The sequence below is a fragment of the Kocuria sp. CPCC 205261 genome (assembly GCF_040981025.1).
Taxonomy (GTDB): Bacteria; Actinomycetota; Actinomycetes; order Actinomycetales; family Micrococcaceae; genus Kocuria; species Kocuria marina.
The window spans coordinates 435,490-455,631 of sequence record NZ_JAVKPU010000001.1 but is presented as its reverse complement, the minus strand read 5'-3'; the positions used below and the strand labels follow the sequence as shown (position 1 = coordinate 455,631).

20 protein-coding genes are annotated in these 20,142 nt (G+C 69.8%); 14 read left to right on the top strand and 6 right to left on the bottom strand.

All coding sequences use genetic code 11. The features are described 5' to 3' along the window. Positions 1-109: 109 nt before the first annotated feature. The 11 genes from RF646_RS02105 to ccsB all read left to right on the top strand — a co-directional run bounded on the left by RF646_RS02105 (position 110) and on the right by ccsB (position 10,596). The gene (locus RF646_RS02105; RefSeq protein WP_313361725.1) at positions 110-1,321 is read left to right on the top strand and encodes an acetoin utilization protein AcuC; all 1,212 of its coding nucleotides are present in this window, start codon (positions 110-112) and stop codon (positions 1,319-1,321) included. Positions 1,322-1,408: 87 nt separating this feature from the next. Then, on the top strand, positions 1,409-2,455 hold the full coding sequence (locus tag RF646_RS02100; protein ID WP_368835074.1) for a metalloregulator ArsR/SmtB family transcription factor: 1,047 nt from the start codon (positions 1,409-1,411) through the stop codon (positions 2,453-2,455). Positions 2,456-2,492: 37 nt separating this feature from the next. Next, entirely contained in the window at positions 2,493-3,833 is a 1,341-nt protein-coding gene (gene gdhA / locus RF646_RS02095) for an NADP-specific glutamate dehydrogenase (RefSeq protein WP_367404533.1), read from the top strand. 87 nt (positions 3,834-3,920) lie between these two features. Next, on the top strand, positions 3,921-4,763 hold the full coding sequence (locus RF646_RS02090) for a FadR/GntR family transcriptional regulator (protein WP_085106231.1): 843 nt from the start codon (positions 3,921-3,923) through the stop codon (positions 4,761-4,763). Between the two features lie 151 nt (positions 4,764-4,914). Then, positions 4,915-5,013, top strand: coding sequence for an AURKAIP1/COX24 domain-containing protein (locus RF646_RS02085; protein ID WP_005504750.1), 99 nt, complete (start codon positions 4,915-4,917; stop codon positions 5,011-5,013). Between the two features lie 84 nt (positions 5,014-5,097). After that, entirely contained in the window at positions 5,098-5,577 is a 480-nt protein-coding gene (locus RF646_RS02080; protein ID WP_368835073.1) for a glutaredoxin family protein, read from the top strand. A gap of 83 nt (positions 5,578-5,660) precedes the next feature. After that, positions 5,661-6,332, top strand: coding sequence for a histidine phosphatase family protein (locus tag RF646_RS02075; protein ID WP_085106233.1), 672 nt, complete (start codon positions 5,661-5,663; stop codon positions 6,330-6,332). Between the two features lie 92 nt (positions 6,333-6,424). Beyond that, the gene (locus tag RF646_RS02070) at positions 6,425-7,012 is read left to right on the top strand and encodes a TlpA disulfide reductase family protein (RefSeq protein WP_240505572.1); all 588 of its coding nucleotides are present in this window, start codon (positions 6,425-6,427) and stop codon (positions 7,010-7,012) included. After that, the gene (locus RF646_RS02065) at positions 7,009-7,767 is read left to right on the top strand and encodes a cytochrome c biogenesis CcdA family protein (protein WP_085106234.1); all 759 of its coding nucleotides are present in this window, start codon (positions 7,009-7,011) and stop codon (positions 7,765-7,767) included. The genes RF646_RS02070 and RF646_RS02065 overlap by 4 nt, the downstream gene beginning before the upstream one ends. Then, positions 7,764-9,437 carry a cytochrome c biogenesis protein ResB gene (locus RF646_RS02060; protein WP_368835072.1) on the top strand — a complete coding sequence of 558 codons (1,674 nt, stop codon included), beginning with the start codon at positions 7,764-7,766 and terminating at the stop codon, positions 9,435-9,437. The genes RF646_RS02065 and RF646_RS02060 overlap by 4 nt, the downstream gene beginning before the upstream one ends. Positions 9,438-9,441: 4 nt before the next feature. Continuing rightward, positions 9,442-10,596, top strand: coding sequence for a c-type cytochrome biogenesis protein CcsB (ccsB, locus tag RF646_RS02055; protein ID WP_240505566.1), 1,155 nt, complete (start codon positions 9,442-9,444; stop codon positions 10,594-10,596). A 103-nt stretch (positions 10,597-10,699) separates the two neighbouring features. On the opposite strand, the gene RF646_RS02050 is transcribed toward ccsB, so the two are convergent. Then, positions 10,700-11,281, bottom strand: a complete 582-nt coding sequence (locus RF646_RS02050) for a PLDc N-terminal domain-containing protein (RefSeq protein ID WP_240919071.1) — start codon at positions 11,279-11,281, stop codon at positions 10,700-10,702. A 242-nt stretch (positions 11,282-11,523) separates the two neighbouring features. Between RF646_RS02050 and RF646_RS02045 the strand changes: the two genes are divergently transcribed. After that, positions 11,524-11,802, top strand: a complete 279-nt coding sequence (locus RF646_RS02045; RefSeq protein ID WP_035965117.1) for a DUF4229 domain-containing protein — start codon at positions 11,524-11,526, stop codon at positions 11,800-11,802. Positions 11,803-11,895: 93 nt separating this feature from the next. On the opposite strand, the gene RF646_RS02040 is transcribed toward RF646_RS02045, so the two are convergent. The 5 genes from RF646_RS02040 to RF646_RS02020 all read right to left on the bottom strand — a co-directional run bounded on the left by RF646_RS02040 (position 11,896) and on the right by RF646_RS02020 (position 16,066). Further along, positions 11,896-12,780, bottom strand: coding sequence for a 1,4-dihydroxy-2-naphthoate polyprenyltransferase (locus tag RF646_RS02040; protein WP_144997352.1), 885 nt, complete (start codon positions 12,778-12,780; stop codon positions 11,896-11,898). A gap of 228 nt (positions 12,781-13,008) precedes the next feature. Then, positions 13,009-13,521 carry a 2'-5' RNA ligase family protein gene (locus RF646_RS02035; RefSeq protein WP_144997354.1) on the bottom strand — a complete coding sequence of 171 codons (513 nt, stop codon included), beginning with the start codon at positions 13,519-13,521 and terminating at the stop codon, positions 13,009-13,011. A gap of 95 nt (positions 13,522-13,616) precedes the next feature. Beyond that, positions 13,617-14,837: an AMP-binding protein gene (locus RF646_RS02030; protein WP_167318114.1), complete on the bottom strand. Its 1,221-nt coding sequence runs from the start codon at positions 14,835-14,837 to the stop codon at positions 13,617-13,619. 10 nt (positions 14,838-14,847) lie between these two features. Next, the gene (locus RF646_RS02025) at positions 14,848-15,798 is read right to left on the bottom strand and encodes a 1,4-dihydroxy-2-naphthoyl-CoA synthase (RefSeq protein ID WP_064846661.1); all 951 of its coding nucleotides are present in this window, start codon (positions 15,796-15,798) and stop codon (positions 14,848-14,850) included. Positions 15,799-15,808: 10 nt separating this feature from the next. Then, entirely contained in the window at positions 15,809-16,066 is a 258-nt protein-coding gene (locus RF646_RS02020) for a hypothetical protein (RefSeq protein ID WP_144997358.1), read from the bottom strand. 68 nt (positions 16,067-16,134) lie between these two features. Here RF646_RS02020 and hrpB point away from each other — a divergent pair, with 68 nt between their 5' ends. Together hrpB and RF646_RS02010 are read left to right on the top strand one after the other, a co-directional pair. Further along, positions 16,135-18,801: an ATP-dependent helicase HrpB gene (gene hrpB, locus RF646_RS02015; protein WP_368835071.1), complete on the top strand. Its 2,667-nt coding sequence runs from the start codon at positions 16,135-16,137 to the stop codon at positions 18,799-18,801. A gap of 333 nt (positions 18,802-19,134) precedes the next feature. Continuing rightward, complete coding sequence (locus RF646_RS02010; RefSeq protein WP_368835070.1) at positions 19,135-20,070, top strand: CoA ester lyase; 936 nt, start codon at positions 19,135-19,137, stop codon at positions 20,068-20,070. The last annotated feature ends 72 nt before the right edge of the window (positions 20,071-20,142 follow it).

Below are 20,142 nucleotides of genomic sequence, written 5' to 3'. Positions count from 1 at the left end.
GCGGAATCCTACGGTCCCGCGGGGGTGGATCGGCGCAACGACCCCCAGTATCCCCCGTCACAGTGCGCTGCAGCGACTGCCGCACGCGCGTGAGTGTTCTAATGGAGGTGTGAGCTCCGCGACAACGGGCAAGGATGCCGTCTACCCCACCAGTGTCTACTGGGATCCCCGGCTGCTCCAGTACAACTTCGGGGACTACCACCCCATGAGCCCCACCCGCCTGGACGCGACCATGCGGTTGGTGCAGAACCTGGGCCTGGACACCGCGCCCAACGTGCGGGTCACCGTCCCCGAGGTCCCGGACGACTCCGTCCTGGAACTCGTGCACACCAAGACCTACGTGCAGTCCGTGCGCGCCGTCTCGGAGGACCCCACGCGGCAGATCCCCGAATGCGGTTTGGGCACCGAGGACACTCCCGGCTACGAGGGCATCCACGAATCGAGTGCGCGCCTGGTGGGCGGCAGCTACCAGGGTGCCGTGGACCTGCTGAGCGGTTCCGTGGTCCACGCCGTGAACTTCGGCGGTGGCATGCACCATGCCGCGGCGGACAAGGCCTCAGGTTTTTGCGTGTACAACGACTGCGCCGTGGCCATCCAGCATCTCTTGAACAACGGAGTGCAGCGCGTGCTCTACGTGGACGTGGACGGCCACCACGGGGACGGCACCCAGTCGATTTTCTACGACGAGCCCCGCGTGATGACCGTGTCCCTGCACGAGACGGGCCTGTCCCTGTTCCCGGGCACGGGCTTCGCCAACGAGATCGGCTCCGGGGCGGCGGCCGGCACCGCGGTCAACGTGGCCATGCCCACGCGCGCGGACGACTCCCAGTGGCTTCGAGCGTACGACGCCGTGGTCCCCCCGATCGCGCGCGAGTTCCGTCCCGAGGTGATCGTCTCCCAGCACGGCTGCGACTCCCACTTCCAGGACGAATTGACCCATTTACGCATGAGCGTGGACGGGCAGCGTCAGATCGCGTTGGCGGTGTCCGAGCTCGCGGCGGAATTATGTGAGGGCCGGTGGATCGCCACGGGTGGCGGCGGGTACGACTGCCACGACGCCGTTCCCCGCTCGTGGGCGCACCTCGTGGGGGTCGCCTCGGGATACCCCGTGGACGTGAACACGCCGGTCCCGCAGGCGTGGCGCAGCTACATGGCCGAAAAGTACGGCGGGCGCCCGCCCGAGCGCATGGGCGACGACGTCGACATCTGGTGGCGCTCGTGGGAGATCGGCTACGACCCCAGTGACGAGACCGACCGCAGCATCATGGCCACGCGCAAGGAGGTCTTTCCCCAGTGGGGACTGGACCCCTGGTACGACTGACCCTGGCAGGGCTGACGCTGGTGGGACCGACCCGTGACGGGAAGGTCTGATTGGGTCGGGGTGGGCAGCCCGTCTAAGGTGAATCCCATGTCCCACGACGCATATTCCGCCTTGTCCGACCCCACCCGACGCCGCATCCTCACGGCCCTGTGCGGCGGGCCCCGGCCGGTGGGCGAACTGGTCACCGCGCTCGAGGTCTCCCAGCCCACGGTGTCCAAGCACCTCAAGGTCCTGCGCGACGCCGGGATGGTCACCACGCGCGCCCAGGGACAGAAGCGCTTCTACAACCTCACCGCCGAGCCCTTCGTGGCCGTGCTCGACTGGGTGAACGAGCTGGTCGCCGCCGCGAACGAGGCGGACACTCCCGTGACGGATACGCGCGAGTCCGCCCCGGCCGAGGGCGATGAGCCCGCCATGGCGAACGACGTCGCTGCGCAGCTGGCCGTCGACGACGCTGCGCAGCTGACCACGGACGCCTCCGCCGAGTCGACCGACCATGACGCCGCACCGTCGCCCGAGGACGCCCCGCGCCCGGAGCCCGTACGTGTCGAGGCCGCTGACCTCGACGCCGCCCAGGAACCTGTGCGCGAACCCGAGCGGTCCCTGCCGTGGTTCACGGCGGAGGTCACCGACGTCACGACGGAGGCCGCGGAGGCCACCAACACCTCGGACGATCCCGAGGTCCTGGACATCCCCGCTCCCACGGTCACCCCCGGATCCCCGGTCGATGACCCTCGTCCGGAAGAAAATTCAGGCGAAACAGAGACGCCCGCAGAAGCCGAGTTTTTCGACGAATCATCCCAGGAGTCCGAGAAAGTCGTGCAGTTCAGCTCGGGAGTCACCGAAGAAGCTATCAATTCCGCTGATCCGGACGGCCTGGCCGGCGAACGGGAGGCCCAGGTCACAGGGGATAGTCTGGACGACGGTGCCCACACCGAGCCCGTTGCGCAGCCCCGTGCCGCGCATGATGCCGAGCCCCACGATGCAGAGCCCCGCGCTGTCTCCCCGGAGACGAACTCGCCCGAGATCGCGGAGCTCATCCGACCTCGCGGGGCCGCGCATCGCCGTCAGAGTGGTCTGCTGTCCACTCTGACGGGTTTCCGGCGCCGCAACCGCGGTTCACGCCGCGGTTGAGTGGGAGCCGCAGACCTTTCAAGAGGGCAGGAGAGACATGCACGAGAAACTGATCCCCATCCGACAGATCGTCACGGCGCGCAACCCGGGTGAGTCCGAGTTCCACCAGGCCGTGGACGAGGTCTTCGAGTCGTTGGGTCCCGTGGTGGCTCGCCATCCGGATCTGTTGGACTCCGCGATTGTGGAGCGTATCTGCGAACCCGAACGTCAGATCATTTTCCGTGTGCCGTGGATGGACGACCAGGGCCAGGTGCACATCAACCGCGGGTTCCGGGTGGAGTTCAACTCCGCGCTGGGTCCTTACAAGGGTGGCTTGCGGTTCCACCCGTCGGTGTACCTGGGCATCGTGAAGTTCCTGGGTTTCGAGCAGATCTTCAAGAATGCGCTGACCGGCATGCCCATCGGCGGCGGCAAGGGTGGATCGGACTTTGACCCGTCCGGGCGCAGTGACGCGGAGATCATGCGGTTCTGCCAGTCCTTCATGACCGAGCTGTACCGCCACATCGGTGAGTACACGGACGTCCCCGCCGGTGACATCGGCGTGGGCGGGCGTGAGATCGGGTACCTCTTCGGTCAGTACAAGCGCATCACCAACCGCTACGAGTCCGGTGTGCTCACGGGCAAGGGCCTGTCCTGGGGCGGTTCGCTCGTGCGCACCGAGGCCACGGGCTACGGTGCGGTGATGTTCGCGGAGGAGATGCTCAAGACCCGCGGGTTGGACCTCGAGGGCCGGGACGTGATCGTCTCCGGTTCGGGCAACGTGGCGATCTACGCGATCGAGCGGGCCCAGTCGCTCGGCGCCAAGGCGCTCACGGCGTCGGACTCGAGCGGTTACGTGGTGGACAGCAATGGCATCGACCTCGAGCTGCTCAAGCAGGTCAAGGAGGTTGAGCGGGCCCGGATCAGCGAGTACGCCGAACGGCGCGGCTCGAGCGCCCGATTCGTCTCCGACGGTTCGGTGTGGGACGTCCCCGGCACGGTCGCGCTGCCGTGTGCCACGCAGAACGAGCTCAACGGCCGTCAGGCCAAGACCCTGCTCGAGAACGGGATCGTGGCCGTCGCCGAGGGTGCCAACATGCCGTGCACCACCGAGGCCGTGCGTCGGTTCCAGGAATCGGACGTGCTGTTCGCGCCGGGTAAGGCCGCCAACGCCGGTGGTGTGGCCACGTCCGCGCTCGAGATGCAGCAGAACGCGTCCCGCGACTCGTGGAGCTTCGACTACACGCAGCAACGCCTGCGGGAGATCATGCGCGGGATCCACGATCGCTGCGCGGAGACCGCCGAGGAGTTCGGGATGCCGGGCAACTACGTGGCCGGTGCGAACATCGCGGGGTTCCTCAAGGTCGCCCGGGCCATGGTGGCCCAGGGCATCATCTGAGCACGGCCGCGTCCGGAGAGCGGCGCGCCGGGCGCCCGACCGTGCCATACGGCGGTCGGGCGCCGTACGACGTTTAGGGTGGGGTATATGGCAACGCATCGAGAGGTTCTGCAATGGCTCGAGAACGAGCTGTTCGACGCAAACCTGGTGCTGGGTCAACGACTGCCCACCGACAAGGACCTGGCCGCGATCTTCCGGGTGTCCCGCAACTCCATGCGTGAGACCCTCAAGATCCTGGAGGCCCAGGGCATCGTCAAACTCTTCGAGGGCCCGCACCGCAGCATTCTCCCCATCCTGGTGCGCGAACCGGCCGCGTCCGCGGGTCCCGCACTGCAGTTGCACATAGCGACGTCGCAGCACCCGTTGCGTGACATCGTCCAGACTCGCGTGATGCTCGAGACCTCGGCCCTCGAGAACGCCGAGAAGCACAGCATCCCGCGCGAGGAATTGCACGCGATCATGGCGCAGATGGACGAGGACCTGGGGCTCAAGCAGTTCCACCACCTCTACGTGAGCTTCCACATCGCGCTGGTCAAGGCGGGCGGCAACGCGGTGAACGCGGCATTGTTCACCGCCCTGCGGGACTCGATCTACGAGTACACCCTGGCACTCGTGGGTCATGTGCCTCTGTGGAGCACCACGTCCAGCCGCATCCGCGCCGAACACCGGGCCATCGTGGGCGCCCTCGAAGCGGGGGACCACAACCTGGCCGCCCGCCTCGTGGCCGAACACATCACCTACCAGTACGAGGAAGCCGGCGTGGACCCGGACGACTCCCGCGCCTCGGTCGCGGAACCACGCTCGCTGGACCGTGTGGCGTCGTCCCGGGACAAGCGCACGGCCACGCCGCGGGGGCGTTCCGTCACGGAGCAGGACGGGCGGCCAGAGCAGGACGAGGAACTCGACGCCGATCGCCGCGCGAGCGCCTGAGTGCCCGTTTTCGGGCCCGGCGGGGTCGCACGGTAAGGTAGGCCAGTAGTTTGCCGTTAAACGTATGTTGCCCCCGCGTTAGCAGGGGCGGGGCGGTGTTCACCCGCGGCCCCCAGCAAATACCACTGTCCAGAGAACTGTGAGGGATCCTATGGGTTCGGTCATCAAGAAGCGCCGCAAGCGCATGTCCAAGAAGAAGCACCGCAAGCTGCTTCGCAAGACTCGTCACCAGCGCCGTAACAAGAAGTAAGCGCGCCCGTGATAGGCCCCGTTCCCGCTATGGGAACGGGGCCTTCACCGTGTGCGCAGTGTCCGCGTGCGTAGCATGGGCCGCATGACGCAGCAGCCCGTGAGCCCCGACCGTCTCGATCCCGCCCGTCCGGCCGAACCGGGCCCCGCCGTGCAGGCGGAACCCGCAGCGGCGACGACGCGCGGGACGACGCGCGGGACGACGACGGCTCCCGCAACGGCGACGGCGCGTGGAACCGGCGCGGGCGCCGGTGCCGCGGGGCGGCAGGACGGGCGCGAGCGACGTCGTACGCCCCTGCTCTCCGGCGCGGACTGGACCCGCCCGCGCCCGGCGCACACAGTGACGCTGCTGACCAAACCGGGATGTCATCTGTGCGAGGACGCGCGCGAGGTCGTGACCGGGGTGTGCGAGCAGACGGGCAGCGAGTACCGCGAGCGGGACATCACGGGCGATCCGCAGCTGCTGCGCGACTACGCCGAGTACATCCCCGTGGTCTTCGTGGACGGAGCCCCGTGGGACCGGTTGCGCATCGACGCCGCCCGGTTGCGCGCCGTGCTGTCCTGACGCGCAGTGCTGTCCTGACGGGGTCAGTTCCGTGCCGAGGGGGCCGATTGGGGGCTGACAGCGGGGTTTGAGACACTGGGGGCATGCCTTCAGCAACCGTTCACCTCCTGCGCCACGGCGAGGTCCACAACCCCGCGCACGTGGTCTACGGGCGGCTCCCGGACTACCACCTGTCCGAGAAGGGCGCTCGGATGGCCGAGGCGGCCGCGGCGGACCTGGCCCGGCGGGTCCAGGATGGCGATCGGATCGTTCTGCTGGCGTGCTCGCCGCTGACCCGCACGCGGGAGACTGCCGCACCCGTGGCCCGCGAGCTGGGGCTCGAGGTGCGCACGGACGAGCGGTTGATCGAACCGGCCAACCACTTCCAGGGTCTGCACGTGACCGGGCGTGAGCTCGCCAAGCCCAAGCACTGGCCCTACATGCTCAACCCCTTGCGGCCCTCGTGGGGTGAGCCCTACAAGGCGCAGGTCGAGCGCATGGCACAGGCCGTGCGGGAACTCGCCCGGGACGCGGTGCGCCGCGGTGGCGACGGCGCCCAGGCCGTGGCCGTGTCCCACCAGTTGCCGATCTGGCTCACGCGGTTGTCCGCGCAGGGCCGTCCGTTGCCGCACGACCCGCGGCGGCGTGAGTGCAACCTCGCGTCCCTGACGTCCTTAACGTTCGAGGACGTGGACGCCGCGCAGGTCCCGGAGGTCTCCTACCGGGAACCCGCCGCCCACCTCTATCCAGGCGTCAATCAGCTTCCCGGGTCATAATTGATCTCTCACCCCACGACCTCTTCCCAGGTGTTCTCCCCGTGACTTCTCCGCGTTGTTCATCCGCCCGTTCCCTGCCTGCCCGTGCCCGAGTGCGCACGGGAGCGGTCGCCGTGGTGGTGTGTCTGGGGCTCGCGCTCGCGGGGTGCTCGTCCTCGGGCAACGACAGCCTCGCCCAGCAGGCCAACGCCGGCGGCGAGAAGGGCTACGTGGCCGGTGACGGTTCCGTGAGCGAGTACGCGCCGGAGCAGCGCGGGGAGCCCGTGCAGTTCGAGGCCGAGATGTTCGACGGCAGCACCGTGAGCGCCGAGAGCCTGCGCGGCAAGCCCGCCGTCGTGAACTTCTGGTACGCAGGGTGCGCGCCGTGCCGCGCGGAGGCCCCGGACCTCGTGGCCCTGCACCACGAGTACCAGGACCGCGCGCAGTTCCTGGGCGTGAACCTGCGCGACCAGCAGCCCACCGCGGAGGCGTTCGAACGCAACTACGGGGTGGACTACCCCTCCGCGTCCGATCTCAACGGGGCCGTGCTGCTCGCACTGAGCGACTACGTCCCGCCGCAGGCCGTCCCCACGACCCTCGTTCTGGACGAGCAGGGTCGCGTGGCCGCCCGCGTGCTGGGCAAAGCGGACAAATCCACCCTGGACGCCCTGATCAAGGACACGGTGGCTGAGTCCGCATGAACGGCAATCCCTTCGCCGAGGTCGTCCTCGACGGTTCACTGATTGCCGCGCTGCCCGTGGCGCTGCTCGCGGGATTCGTCTCCTTCGCCTCACCGTGCGTGCTGCCCCTAGTACCCGGGTACCTGGGCTACATCACCGGGCTCACCGGGGTGGACCTGCGGGAACAACGGCGCGGGCGGATCCTCACGGGCGTGGTGCTGTTCGTCCTGGGGTTCTCCGCGGTGTTCGTGCTGATGTCCGTGGTGCTCGCGCAGCTCGGCGCGTTCGCGTGGTTGTTGGGCCAGCAGTGGATCATGGTGGTGCTCGGGATCCTGGTGATGCTCATGGGCGTGGTCTTCATGGGTGGTTTCTCGTGGTTCCAGCGTGACCGCAAGATCGAGCGCCGCCCGCCCCCGGGGCTGTGGGGTGCGCCCCTCCTGGGGATGGCCTTCGGTCTGGGGTGGGCCCCGTGCATCGGCCCGACCTTCGCCGCGGTGCAGGCGCTCGTCTACGTGGACGGCGCGTCCACCGGCAAGGCCGTGGTGCTCACCACCGCCTACTGCCTGGGACTGGGCGTCCCGTTCGTGCTGATCGCCCTGGCGTTGCGCCGGGGCATGGGGGCCATGTCCTTCTTCCGCAGGCACCGTCTCACGCTGCAGCGCGTGGGCGGTGCCGTGCTCGTGCTCATCGGGGCCGCCATGGCCACGGGCGTGTGGTCCGCACTGGTCTCGTGGGTCCAGTCCGAATTCGTAACCGATTGGGTGATGCCGATATGACCGAGACGCGCATGCCACGCCCGAAGAAGGCGCAGCGTTCCGACGTGGAGGTCCCCTCACTGGGTCCCCTCGGCATGGCCCGGTGGGCCTGGCGGCAACTGACCAAGATGTCCACGGCCCTCGTGCTGTTGTTGTTGCTCGCGATCGCCGCGGTCCCGGGATCCCTGTTCCCCCAGCGGGTCCAGGACCCGGACGCGGTGACCAGCTACATCGAGGCGAACCCCGCCATGGGTCCGTGGCTGGACCGCCTGCAGCTGTTCGACGTCTTCTCCTCCTACTGGTTCTCCGCGATCTACCTCCTGCTGTTCATCTCGCTCGTGGGCTGCGTGCTCCCGCGCGCCGTCCAGCACTTCAAGGCGTGGCGTTCCAAGCCGCCGCGCACCCCGCGCCGGATCTCCCGGTTGCCGCAGTACCGCAAGGTCATGCTGGGCGGGCGCGACGGCGCTGCCGCACCTTCCCCGGACGACGCCGTCGAGCAGGCCGCCGCCGCCCTGAAGAAGCGCGGCTACCGGGTGCAGACACAGGACCTGGGCTCCGCGGCGCCGTCGGTCGCGGCCGAGCGCGGGATGCTCAAGGAAGTGGGCAACATCCTCTTCCACGTAGCGCTGCTGGGCGTGTTGGTCTCCGTGGCGATCGGTGCCCTGTTCGGGTACAAGGGGCAGAAGATCATCGTGGAGGGGGAGTCCTTCGTGAACACCCTCGTGGACTACGACTCCTTCAACCCGGGGACCAATTTCGACCCGGACTGGCTCAACCCCTTCTCGGTGCGGCTCAACAACTTCCAGGCCACGTTCAATCGGGACACCTCGGATCCCCGGCACTACGGTCAGCCCACCGACTTCAACGCGGACCTGACCGTCACGGACGAACCCGGGGCCACACCCCAGGACGTGAACCTCGCGGTCAACAAGCCCCTCAACGTCAACGGCACCAAGGTGTACCTGGTAGGCAACGGTTACGCGCCCGTGATCCGCGTGACGGACGGGGAGGGCAACGTGGCCTACGAGGGCCCCGTGGTCACGGTCCCCTCGGACTCCGTGTACACGTCCTCGCTGACCCTCAAGGCCCCGGACGCCCGCCCCGATCAGCTCGGGTTCGTGGGGTTGTTGTTGCCCACGGCCGTCTCGGAGCCGGGGGAGATCCCGCGCTCCGCGGACCCCGCGCTGAACAACCCCGCGCTGATCCTGTCCTCGTTCTACGGGGACCTGGGCCTGGACAGCGGGCAACCGCAGAACGTGTACGTGCTCAACACCGAGAACCTCACGGAACTGAACTCCATGACTTCGGCCAACGGGCCCATCCTGCTGGACGGTCAACACCGCGAGGTGCAGTTGCCCAACGGCAAGGGCAGCGTGGAGTTCCTGGACGTGAAGCGCTACGTGGGTCTGGACGTGCACAGCGACCCCGGGCGGATCCCCGCGTTCATCTCCTTCGTGCTCGCGTTCATCGGGCTCATCATGAGCCTGTTCATCGCGCGCCGGAGGGCGTGGGTGCGGGCCACCACCACGGAGGACGCCAACGGGGTGCGGTGTACTGTTCTGGAGTACGGACTGTTGGCGCGTGGCGAGGACCACCGCTTGGGCGCGGAAGCGGAAAAACTGACAGCTCTGTGGACGTCATTGTGGGAGGACCGCGGCGTGCGGGAGTTCCACCTGAATTCGAAGGCGTGAACTAATGGGTAGCAACATCAACGTGACCTTGGGCAACTGGAGCGAATGGTTCATGCTCCTGGCCGCCATGACCTACCTGGTGGTGTTCGTGGCCTTCGTGTGGGACATGGCCTCCCACTCCAAGACCCTCGGCCTGACTGAACGTGCCCGGCGTGACACCGCCGAGGGCGAGGCCAAGGAACTCGTGGGCGCCACGGCCGCGCATTCCGGGGCCCGGGCGGCGGGTTCCGCCACGGTCGGTTCCACGGTGTCGCGTTCCGCGTTCACTCGCTCTTCCGCCGGGGGTGCGTCCGGCGACGGCGCGGGGACCGGTGAGTCCGTCGCGGATGAGTTCCGGACCTCGGCGGATGGCGCCAAAGGCGTGAACGAGTTCGAGGCGCTGGACTACCAGCACAACAGCCGCCGCCCGGCTGCCCGTGTGGCCGTGACCCTCATGGTCATCGCGTTCCTGCTGCACGCGTTCGCGGTGGTCTCCCGCGGTGTCGCCGCGGACCGTGTGCCGTGGGCCAACATGTACGAGTTCTGCACCACGGGCGCCCTGGTGGTGGCCGGCGTGTACCTCGTGACGCTGTTCTTCAAGGACCTGCGCTTCGTGGGACCCATGGTCTCCGGCCTCGTGCTCATCATGCTGTGTCTGGCCACGATCGCGTTCCCGACCCCCGTGTCCCCCTTGCAGCCCGCGCTGCAGTCCTACTGGCTCATCATCCACGTGTCCATCGCGGTCGCGGCCTCCGGGATCTTCACCATCACGTTCGCGATGGCCGTGCTGCAGTTGCTGCAGTCCCGCCGCGAGAAGAAGCTGGCCGCCGGCGAGGACGCCCGTCTGGGCTTCCTGCGGGCCGTGCCCACGTCCGTGACCCTCGAGAACTTCTCGTTCCGGCTCAACTCCGTGGGATTCGTGTTCTGGACCTTCACCCTTGCCGCCGGTGCCATCTGGGCGGATCAGGCCTGGGGTCGGTTCTGGGGTTGGGACACCAAGGAGGTCTGGACCTTCGTGGTGTGGACCGTCTACGCCGCCTACATGCACGCGCGCGTGACCCGCGGCTGGAACGGCAATCGTTCCGCGTGGCTGTCGATCGCGGGCTACCTGTGCGTGGTGTTCAACTTCACGGTGGTCAACACGCTGTTCCCGGGCCTGCACTCGTACTCGGGCCTGTGAGTCCTCCGCGGGCATGAGCCCGTGACATGAGTTCGCGAAACAGGTGAGCCCCGTCCCTCATGGGGCGGGGCTCACGTCATGTTCAGTGGGTATCTCGGGCTCGTTAGCGGGGAGTGGAACCACCGGGACGCGAGTCGTCGCCGCGCGGATCGTCGGGGTCCAGGCCGTCCGCGTCGGGATCGTCCCGGGGGGCGTCTGAGTCTTCCGAGTGGGAGCCGCTGCGGGGGGCGGCGTCGTCCGGGTCGTTCGCGCGGACATCATCCGCCGGGTGGTCGGGGGAGGGAGCAGCGAGGCGCGGGTCGGAGGGATCCAACACCGGTTCCTCGGCGTCGGGGCGTTCGCCCGGGGCGCGACCGGTGCGCTTGAGTTCGTTCTCCCATTCCTGGAGCTTGCGAGCGCGTTCCTGTTGCTTGCGCCGCTCCTCGAGGTTGCGCAGGAACTGGGGGTCGTCGTCCGGGCCGCGGCCGCGCTGGGGTTCGCGGGCGGCGTCGTCCTTGCGGGGGCGGCCGAAGAAGAGCCACAGCACCGCCCCGACCACCGGCAACAGCAGGATCACCAACAGCCAACCCCACTTGGGAATGGCCCGCACGGCGTACTTGTCCGACTGCGCGCACTCGATGAGCGCGTAAATGATGACGCCCACAGCGAGGGCGCCTGCTCCGATGATCAGGATCGCTCTGCCCATGCGGATCATCCTAGGGGAGTGGACTGGGCAGTTCCTCTTCGGGTCAGCGCGGCGGGTGGGGGAGCGCGTCCCGTCCGGATCGGGCCCGGGCAGGAAGGCGCCCTGACCAGGGCCGGGGCCTTGAGCGGGGAGGGCGTCCGAGGCAGATGCCCCGCACGGGCAACGTCCTGTCCAGATCGGGGCTTCTCGCAGGCAACCACGGTGCCCGGGAAGCACCCAGGGCGGGCCCGTAGAATGGTTGGGTGAACTTCGTGAAGTATTCCCTGCTGCGCCTGGGCATCCTGGTGGTGCTCTTCCTGCTGTGCATGTACCTGGGGCTGGGGTTGGTCTTCTCCGGGATCGCGGCCGTGGTGGCGGCCTTCGCGATCTGCTACATCTTCTTCCCCAAGCTGCATTACGCCGCGGGCCAGGACTTCCACCGATGGATCTCACGCACCCCCAAGCCCACCAACCGGGTGGCCCTGGAGGACCAGGAGATCGAGGACTCCTACACGGACCGCGAGGCTCGCAAGGACGTCTGAGCGTCCGCCCGCGGGGTTCTGGCCCGGGGCACTTCAGCGGTCGCGATGGCGCACACCCGGAGCACGACGCCATGATTCAAGCGGCGGGGAGTGTCAGCCCAGGTACTGGTGCACCAGCACTGCGATCGCGTAGAGCACGGTCACTCCCAGGTTGATGAAACCGCACTGCTTGAGCACGGGGATCAGCTCGCGCCGGTCGGTGGTCCTGAGCACGGTCACGGCCGCGCCGATGGCCAGTGGCGTCACGGCATAAATCAGGAGCACCCACGGGTTGTGGGGCACGAGCAGCAACGGCAGGACCATCCCCACGAACAGCTCCGTGGTGAACGTGAGCCGGGCCTTCGGATCGCCCAGACGCACGGCCAAGGTCTTCTTGCCCACGGCGCGGTCCCCGGGGATGTCCCGGACATTGTTGGCCATGAGCAGCGCGCACGCGAACAGCCCGGTGGAGATCGCCAGGACCCACGACTCCAGGTTGAGCCGCCCGGCCTGGGTGATCGTAGTACCCAGGGTGGCCACGAGGCCGAAGAAGATGAACACGAAGAGATCGCCGAGTCCCATGTACCCGTAGGGCTTCTTGCCACCCGTGTAGCCCCATGCCGCGAGGATCGCCAGGACACCCACCGCGGCGAGCCACCACTGGTGGGAGACCACCACGAGCGCGATGCCCGCGAGCGCGGCCAGCCCGAAGCACACGAACGCCGCGGTCTTGACCTCGCGGGGGGATGCCGCACCGGAGCCGGTCAGACGCAACGGGCCCACGCGATCGTCGTCCGTCCCGCGCACGCCGTCCGAGTAGTCGTTGGCGTAGTTCACCCCGATCTGCAGGAACAGCGCGACCAGCAGCGCGAGGACCGCGGGGCCCAACCGTGCGGCAGCCATCCACTGGGCGGCGGCGGTGCCGGCGATCACGGGGGCCGCGGCCATGGGAAGCGTACGCAGACGTGCTCCCTCGACCCACTGAGCTGGTGTGGCCACGGTGCAACCTTTCGAGAACGGGGACGGGTTCGTGTCATTGTTTCACGCGCTGTGCACGTGCACACGTTCCGGGGACACGATGAGCCCAGGCGGTCTCAGCGGCCCGGCCGTGGAGGCGGTCGCGGATTCCGGTCGGGCGCTGGGGCGCCTGAGTGCGTCAGACATGCGCGGTCTCGCCGAGCCCAAGGGATGACGACGGCGCGAACGCGGTAAGCCGCCCGGTCCGGTTCAGCCCACCACCATGGCGGTGACGCGCTGGTCGGGATCCCACCGTCGCAGGCCCGTGATCTCGACCGCGCGCGGTGCGGGCACGTCTGCGAGTACTTCCAAGGCCTTACCCACCTGAGACGCGGTGAGTCGCTTACCCAGGGTCAGGTGCGGAACCCACGGGCGCGCCGGGGGTCGGGACTCCGCCGCGATCCGTTCCAGCTCGCGGACGGCCTCCGTGACCCCGGGTGGCACAATCACCGACTCCGCGAGCACGAACGGCCCGTGCCCCACAGCGAGCAACCCAGGGATGTCCACGGAACACGGCAACAATGCGGAGAACACCTCCCGTGCTCGGGCCAGGACGTGTTCGGGCATCGAGGGCGCGGACAGTGCGGTGATGTGCGGGGCGTTGGACGCACCGCGATGCGTGGCGAGGCTCGGTAGACCGGCCCCGTGCAGTGCCGCCCACCGCGAGCGGATCAGATCATCTGAGGCGGGGGAGAGCACCAGGTCGAGGGAGTGCGCGGGCATGATGTCACCTCGTCCCGTCCGTGGGGTCGTCGCGAAGGACCGCCCGGCCTGTCGCGGTCGGCAGCCACACCCCGGCCCCGTGGAACGCCGGCGCGCTATACATCGGGGCTCGCGAACAACGCTTCGGCGGAACGGCGGTCGGGTTTCCCCGTGGCCAGCATGGGCAGTTGCGCCACGTGACGCCACAGCTTGGGCACCGCGGGGGCTCCGAGCCCGTCCCGGATCGCCGAGGACAGTTCATGCTCCACGGCCTTGAGGTCCGAGCCCTCCCGCAGCGCGATCAACGCCGCGACCGCCTGCCCCCACTCCGGGTGCGGCACCGCGAGCACGAGTGCCTGGCGGACCCGCTCATCACGCTGCAGTTCGGCCGCGACCAGTCCCGCGGAGACCTTCACACCGCCGGTGTTGATGACGTCGTCCGTGCGGCCCAGCACCCTGAGCGTCCCGTCCTCCCGCAGCACACCGAGGTCGTCCGTGCGGTACCAGCGCACGCCGCCGATCACACGGAAGTGGTCCGCGGTCTGGGCGGGATCGTCCAGGTAGCCGTCGGCCACGGCCGCCCCGCCCAGCCAGATCCGGCCCTCCCGGCGCTCGTTCGGGTCGGGTACGGCGCTGGATGGTGCGCCGTCGGGGACGATCCCGGCGGTGACGGCGTCGAGCGCGGCGTCGTCGTACACGCAGCCCCCGCACGTCTCCGACATCCCGTATGTGCGCACCACGTGCACGCCCTCGTCCGCGGCGCGCGCGGCGAGGTCGGGGTACAGCGCGGAGCCGCCCACGAGGACGGCATCGAAGCGGGCGAGGGCGGCGACGGCGCGCGGGTCGGGTGCGCCGTCGCGCGGGTCCAGAATGCGCTGCAGCTGCGTAGGCACCACCGAGACGTAGCGCACCGGATGGGTGAGCCGCTGCGCGGCGTCCGCGAACGCGGCGGGGGTGAAATGCTCGGTGGGCATCGCGACCGGGCGCGTGCCCGCAAGCACCGAGCGCGCCAGCACCTGGATGCCCGCGACGTAGTGCGCCGGTAGGCACAGCAACCATTGACCGGGGCCTGCCGTGGCACGCTCGGTGGCGCGACCGGAGGCCGTGAGAGCTTGCGTGCTCAGCACGGTCTTCTTGGGGCGCCCGGTGGAGCCGGACGTCGCCACGACCACCGCAGGGCCCGGTCGGGACAGGGCTGCGGTCAGGCGCGGTACGAGCTCGAGTGGGTCCCCGGGGACGGGCCCGTCCAGGGTGACGACGTCGCTCGGCAGCGCACGCGCCTCGGGTGCCGGCACGGGCTCACCCGGCAACGCGGGATCATTCGGATAATCCGACATGCCGTGATGTTCAGAAGTAGTAGGGGAACGCGGACCAGTCGGGGTCGCGCTTCTGGAGGAAGGCGTCCCGGCCCTCGACGGCCTCGTCGGTCATGTAGCCCATGCGGGTGGCCTCGCCCGCGAAGACCTGCTGACCCACCATGCCGTCGTCCGGGAGATTGAACGCGTACTTGAGCATCCGCACGGCCTGCGGGGACTGAGCGGTGATCTTGCGGGCCCACTCGACGCTCGTCGTCTCGAGGTCCGCGTGCGGGACCACCCGGTTGACCGCGCCCATCCGGTGCATGTCCTCGGCGGAATATTCATCCGCGAGGAAGAAGATCTCTCGTGCGAACTTCTGGCCCACCTGGCGGGCCAGCAAGGCGGAACCGTAGCCGGCGTCGAACGAACCCACGGTCGCGTCCGTCTGCTTGAACTTGCCGTGCTCGCTCGACGCGATGGTGAGGTCGCACACCACGTGCAGCGAGTGGCCGCCACCAGCGGCCCAACCGGAGACCGCGGCGATCACGACTTTGGGCATCGTGCGGATCAGGCGCTGGACCTCCAGGATATGCAGGCGTCCGGCGCGGGCCGGGTCGATGGAGTCCGCGGTCTCACCCTCGGCGTAGTGGTAGCCGTCCCGGCCGCGGATGCGCTGATCGCCGCCCGAGCAGAACGCCCACCCGCCGTCCTTGGCGGAGGGGCCGTTGCCCGTGAGGATCACGGCGCCAACGTCCGAGGACATCCGGGCGTGATCCAGGCTGCGGTACAACTCGTCCACGGTCCCGGGACGGAATGCGTTGCGCACCTCGGGCCGGTCGAACGCGATCCGCACCCACGGCAGATCCCTGACCACGTCCCCGTCCCGTTCCACCCCGCGGTGGTAGGTGATGTCCTGCAGGTCCTCGAAGCCCTGCACCGGACGCCACTGCTGCGGGTCGAAGATCTCGGATACCTGCTCGGGAAGCTGCGCGTTGGTCATGGGTACCACTCTAGGCAGGTGGCCGGGGCGCCGTCCCACTCGGCGTCGGGTCCGTTGACGTCGCTGTGCCCGCCGCCGCTGCTCGGTCGTGGCCGTTCGAGCGGCCCGCCATCGCGACCGCGCACGCCCCGACGACCACGGCCACGAACGTCAAGGTGAGGAACGTGAAGGTGAGCATTCCCGTCACCGCTGTCACCACCAACAGGATGACACCGGCGACGATCGCGCCGACGCCCAGTGCGCGGCCACGTTTCGCGGTCGAGTCCATGCCCACCTCTCCGTCGGGGGCTGCCCACCCTATCAACCGCGTCCGAGGGCTCGGCCATACTAGAACCCATGAGTGCCGCCCCGTTCGACGTCCGCCGGATCGGCCGGGGCCTGCCGTTCGCGGAGTCCGTGCCGGCTCTGCAGGAGGCGCTGCGCGGGGGCGCGGCCGTGGTGCAGGCCCCGCCCGGGACGGGCAAAACCACTCTCGTGCCGCCGATGGTGTCCAACGCGGTCCGGGAAAACCTCGTAGGGGCGTCCGGTGCGGATGCTGATCCCGTCACCGGCCGCGTCGTCGTCGTCCAGCCCCGCCGGGTGGCCGCTCGGGCCGCCGCGCGCCGGCTGGCCGCGCTCACGGTGACGGAGCCGGGCGGCGTCGTCGGCTGGAGCGTGCGGGGCGAGCGCAGGACGTCGAAGGCCACTCGGGTGGAGTTCGTGACCCCCGGCATCCTGCTGCGCCGACTGCTGCAGAACCCGGAACTGGCCGGGACCGCGGCCGTGGTGCTGGACGAGGTGCACGAGCGGGGCGTGGAGTCGGACCTGCTCGTGGGGATGCTCGCGGAGCTGCGGCAGCTGCGGGAGGACCTCGTGCTCGTGGCCATGTCCGCCACGGTGGAGGCGAAACGGTTTGCAGCCCTGCTGGGAGGGGACGCGCCCGCTCCGGTGGTGGACTGCCCGTCCGCGCTGCATCCGCTCACAGTGGAGTGGGCGCCGGGCCCGCAGCGCCTCGACGAACGGGGTGTCACCCCCGCGTTCCTGGCTCATGTGGCCCGCACCGCCGCGGCGGCTCATGCCCGCGCCGTGGCCACCGACCCGACCGTGGACGCCCTCGTGTTTCTCCCCGGCGCCCGGGAGGTCTCCCGTGTGGCGGCCGAGCTGCGCGGCCTCACCGACGCCGAGGTCCTGGAACTGCACGGTCAGCTAAGCCCGCGCGAGCAGGACCGCGCCGTCGCGGGCCGCGCGCCGGGGGAGCGCCCGCGCATCGTGGTCACCACGTCCCTCGCAGAGTCCTCACTCACCGTCAACGGCGTGCGCCTCGTGATGGACTCTGGTCTGGCCCGCCAGCCCCGCCGGGACGCCGGGCGCGGGATCTCCGGGCTCGTCACGGTCTCGGCGTCCAAGGCGTCGGCCGAGCAGCGCGCCGGCCGCGCCGCTCGCCAGGGCCCGGGCACGGTGGTGCGCTGCTACGACGACGCCGCCTGGGGCGCCATGCCCGCCCACTCCGTTCCCGAGGTGCGCACGGCGGACCTCACCGCCGCGTGCCTCGCGCTCGCCGTGTGGGGCTCACCGGGAGGTGAGGGGATGGCCCTGCCGGACCCGCTGCCGCCCCGTGCCCGCGCGGACGCCGAAGCCGAGCTGACGCGCCTCGGCGCGGTAGCCGAGGACGGCCGCGCCACCGGCCTCGGACGCCTGCTGGTCTCCCTGCCGGTGGAACCCCGCTGGGGTCGCGCCCTATTGGACGGAGCGGACCTCGTGGGTGCTAGAACGGCGGCGGAGGTCATCGCCGCCGTCTCCGACGGCGTCCGCGTGCCCGCCGCGGACGTCCCCGCGCTGGTGCGCGGGCTGCGTTCCTCCCGCGGTGGCGAGTCCGCTCGGTGGCGCCGCGAGGCGCAGCGGTTGGAACGGATGGCGGCGCACCCCGCGCTGGCGGGCGACGGTGCGGCGGAGGGAGCCGAGGAGAACACGGACGCGCCGCCCCGCGGGCCGGAATCGGACGTGCCCGCCGACGTCCGGGAGGGTGTCGTCGTGGCCCTGGCGCGGCCCGAGTGGATTGCCCGGCGGATGGACGCCCACGGGGACCAGTGGCTGCTCGCCTCCGGAACACGCGCGGGGCTGGAGACCAGGAGCCCGCTGCGTCACCACGAGTGGTTGGCCGTCGCCGAACTGACGCGCGCCGCGGGCAGGGTTGCCGCGGGCACCGGCGCGGTGATCCGTGCGGCGGCACCCCTGGACCTGGCGCACGCGCAGCTCGCCGCCGGTCCGCTTGCCCGCACTGAGACGCGCGCGAGCTTCTCGAACGGTCGCGTGAGCACCCGCGAGGTGCGTGCGGTGGGCGCGATCGAGCTCTCCGCCACGCCCGTCCGCGCGGATCCGGACACGGCCGTGCCCGCCATCCGCGCCGCGCTCGCCGCCGAGGGCCTGGACCTGCTGCCGTGGGACGACGCTTCCCGCGGGCTGCGCGCCCGGCTCGCGCTGCTGCGTCGTCACCTGGGGGAGCCGTGGCCCGCGGTCGACGACGCCGCCCTGGTCGAGCGCGTGACCGAATGGCTCGCCCCCGAACTGCGGGACGTGGCGCGTGGCGGGTCGCTGCGGTCGATCCGCGTGGTCGATGCGCTGCGCAGGCTGCTGCCCTGGCCGGAGGCGGCGCGCTTGGACGAGCTGGTCCCCCAGCGGCTCATGGTTCCCAGCGGGAACACCGCCCGGATCGACTACCCGGCGGTCTTCTCGGAGGACGAACCCGCCCGTCCGGCGGTGGTCGCGGTGAAACTGCAGGAGTGCTTCGGGTGGGCGCAGACGCCGCGCGTCGTGGCCGGGCGTGTGCCCGTGCAGTTCCACCTGCTCTCCCCGGGGCGGAGCACGCTCGCGATCACCGATGACCTCGCGTCCTTCTGGTCGGGGCCCTACGCCCAGGTCCGGGCCGAGATGCGTGGCCGCTACCCCAAACACCCCTGGCCCGAGGACCCGTGGAACGCGGTGGCCACCGCGAAGACCTCCAGGGCGCTGCGCAGGGACGGGTGAACCCACCCCCGGTTGAGATCAGGTGTGAGCTGGGTTACTGTGGGGTCACCGTTTACGCCCGAGCGCATCACCGTGCGCCGCGGCCCGCGCATTCGAGGGATGTCGAGGCCGCCGGGCACCAGGACTAGCAGACAACCTGCACCAACCGCCCCATCGTTCAGGTTGGTCCGTGTGTTCGGCTGACCTGCGCCACCCCGATTTCCCGCTCACCCGGATCGGTGCACCTGCCCGACGCCCACGTGTTGGGGCAGTCGTGACACGTCGGGCCCCGGGCGGCGCCCGGGACTCGCGGGGGCGTGTCCGTTCTCAGACACAGATCGCGAAGTGACTCTCATGACCACCACCACTGCGGAAACCACCATGACCATCGATCCCACCGAGACCCCCGCTGTGGGCCCGGAGCTGGCCCGTTCGTGGCTGCTTGTCAACGGCTCCCACACGTCCCGTTTCGACCAGGCCGCGCAGAGTGCCGCGGACGCCGTGGTGCTGGACGTCGAGGACTCCGTGGCACCCGCGGACAAGGCCCAGGCCCGTGAGAACGTGATCGCGTGGCTCGGCTCCCGCAACCAGGAGGGTCAGGTCAACCGCGCGTGGGTGCGCATCAACGGCTTCGGCACCGCCTGGTGGGAGGACGACCTCCTGGCGCTGAGGGACGTCCCCGGCCTGGACGGCGTGATGCTGGCCATGACCGAGTCCCCCGAGCACGTGACCCGCACCGCAGAGATACTGCGCGGCACCCGCATCGTGGCCCTGGTGGAGACCGCCCGCGGGGTGCAGAACCTGCAGGACATCGCCACCGCGCGCTCCACGTATCGCTTGGCGTTCGGGATCGGCGATTACCGCCGTGACACGGGCTTCGGCGAGAATCCGATGGCGCTGGCGTACACGCGCTCGCAGTTCACCATCGCCTCCCGCGCCGCGAACCTCCCGGGTCCCATCGACGGCCCGGCCGTGGGCGCGCTGGGTGCCAAGCTCGCCGAGGCCACCGACGTCACGGACGAGTTCGGCATGACCGGCAAGCTGTGCCTCATGCCCGAGCAGACCGCCACGGTCAACGAGGGCCTGTCCCCGTCCCTGAGCGAGCTGTCCTGGGCCACCGAGTTCCTGGGGGAGTTCGAGGCCGAGGGCGGTCAGATCCGCAACGGTTCCGACCTGCCCCGACTGGCCCGGGCCCGCAAGGTGTTGGGGCTGGCGTCGGCATTCGGGATGCGCTTGCCGGAGGGCTACGACATGCACTTCGAGGCCCCTACCGACACCTACCACTGCTGACCTGGGCAGGGCGTGTGGCCCGGACCCGGGAGCGCCTTCAAACGTGGCCGTGGCCTGGGAGTGTCTGGAAAG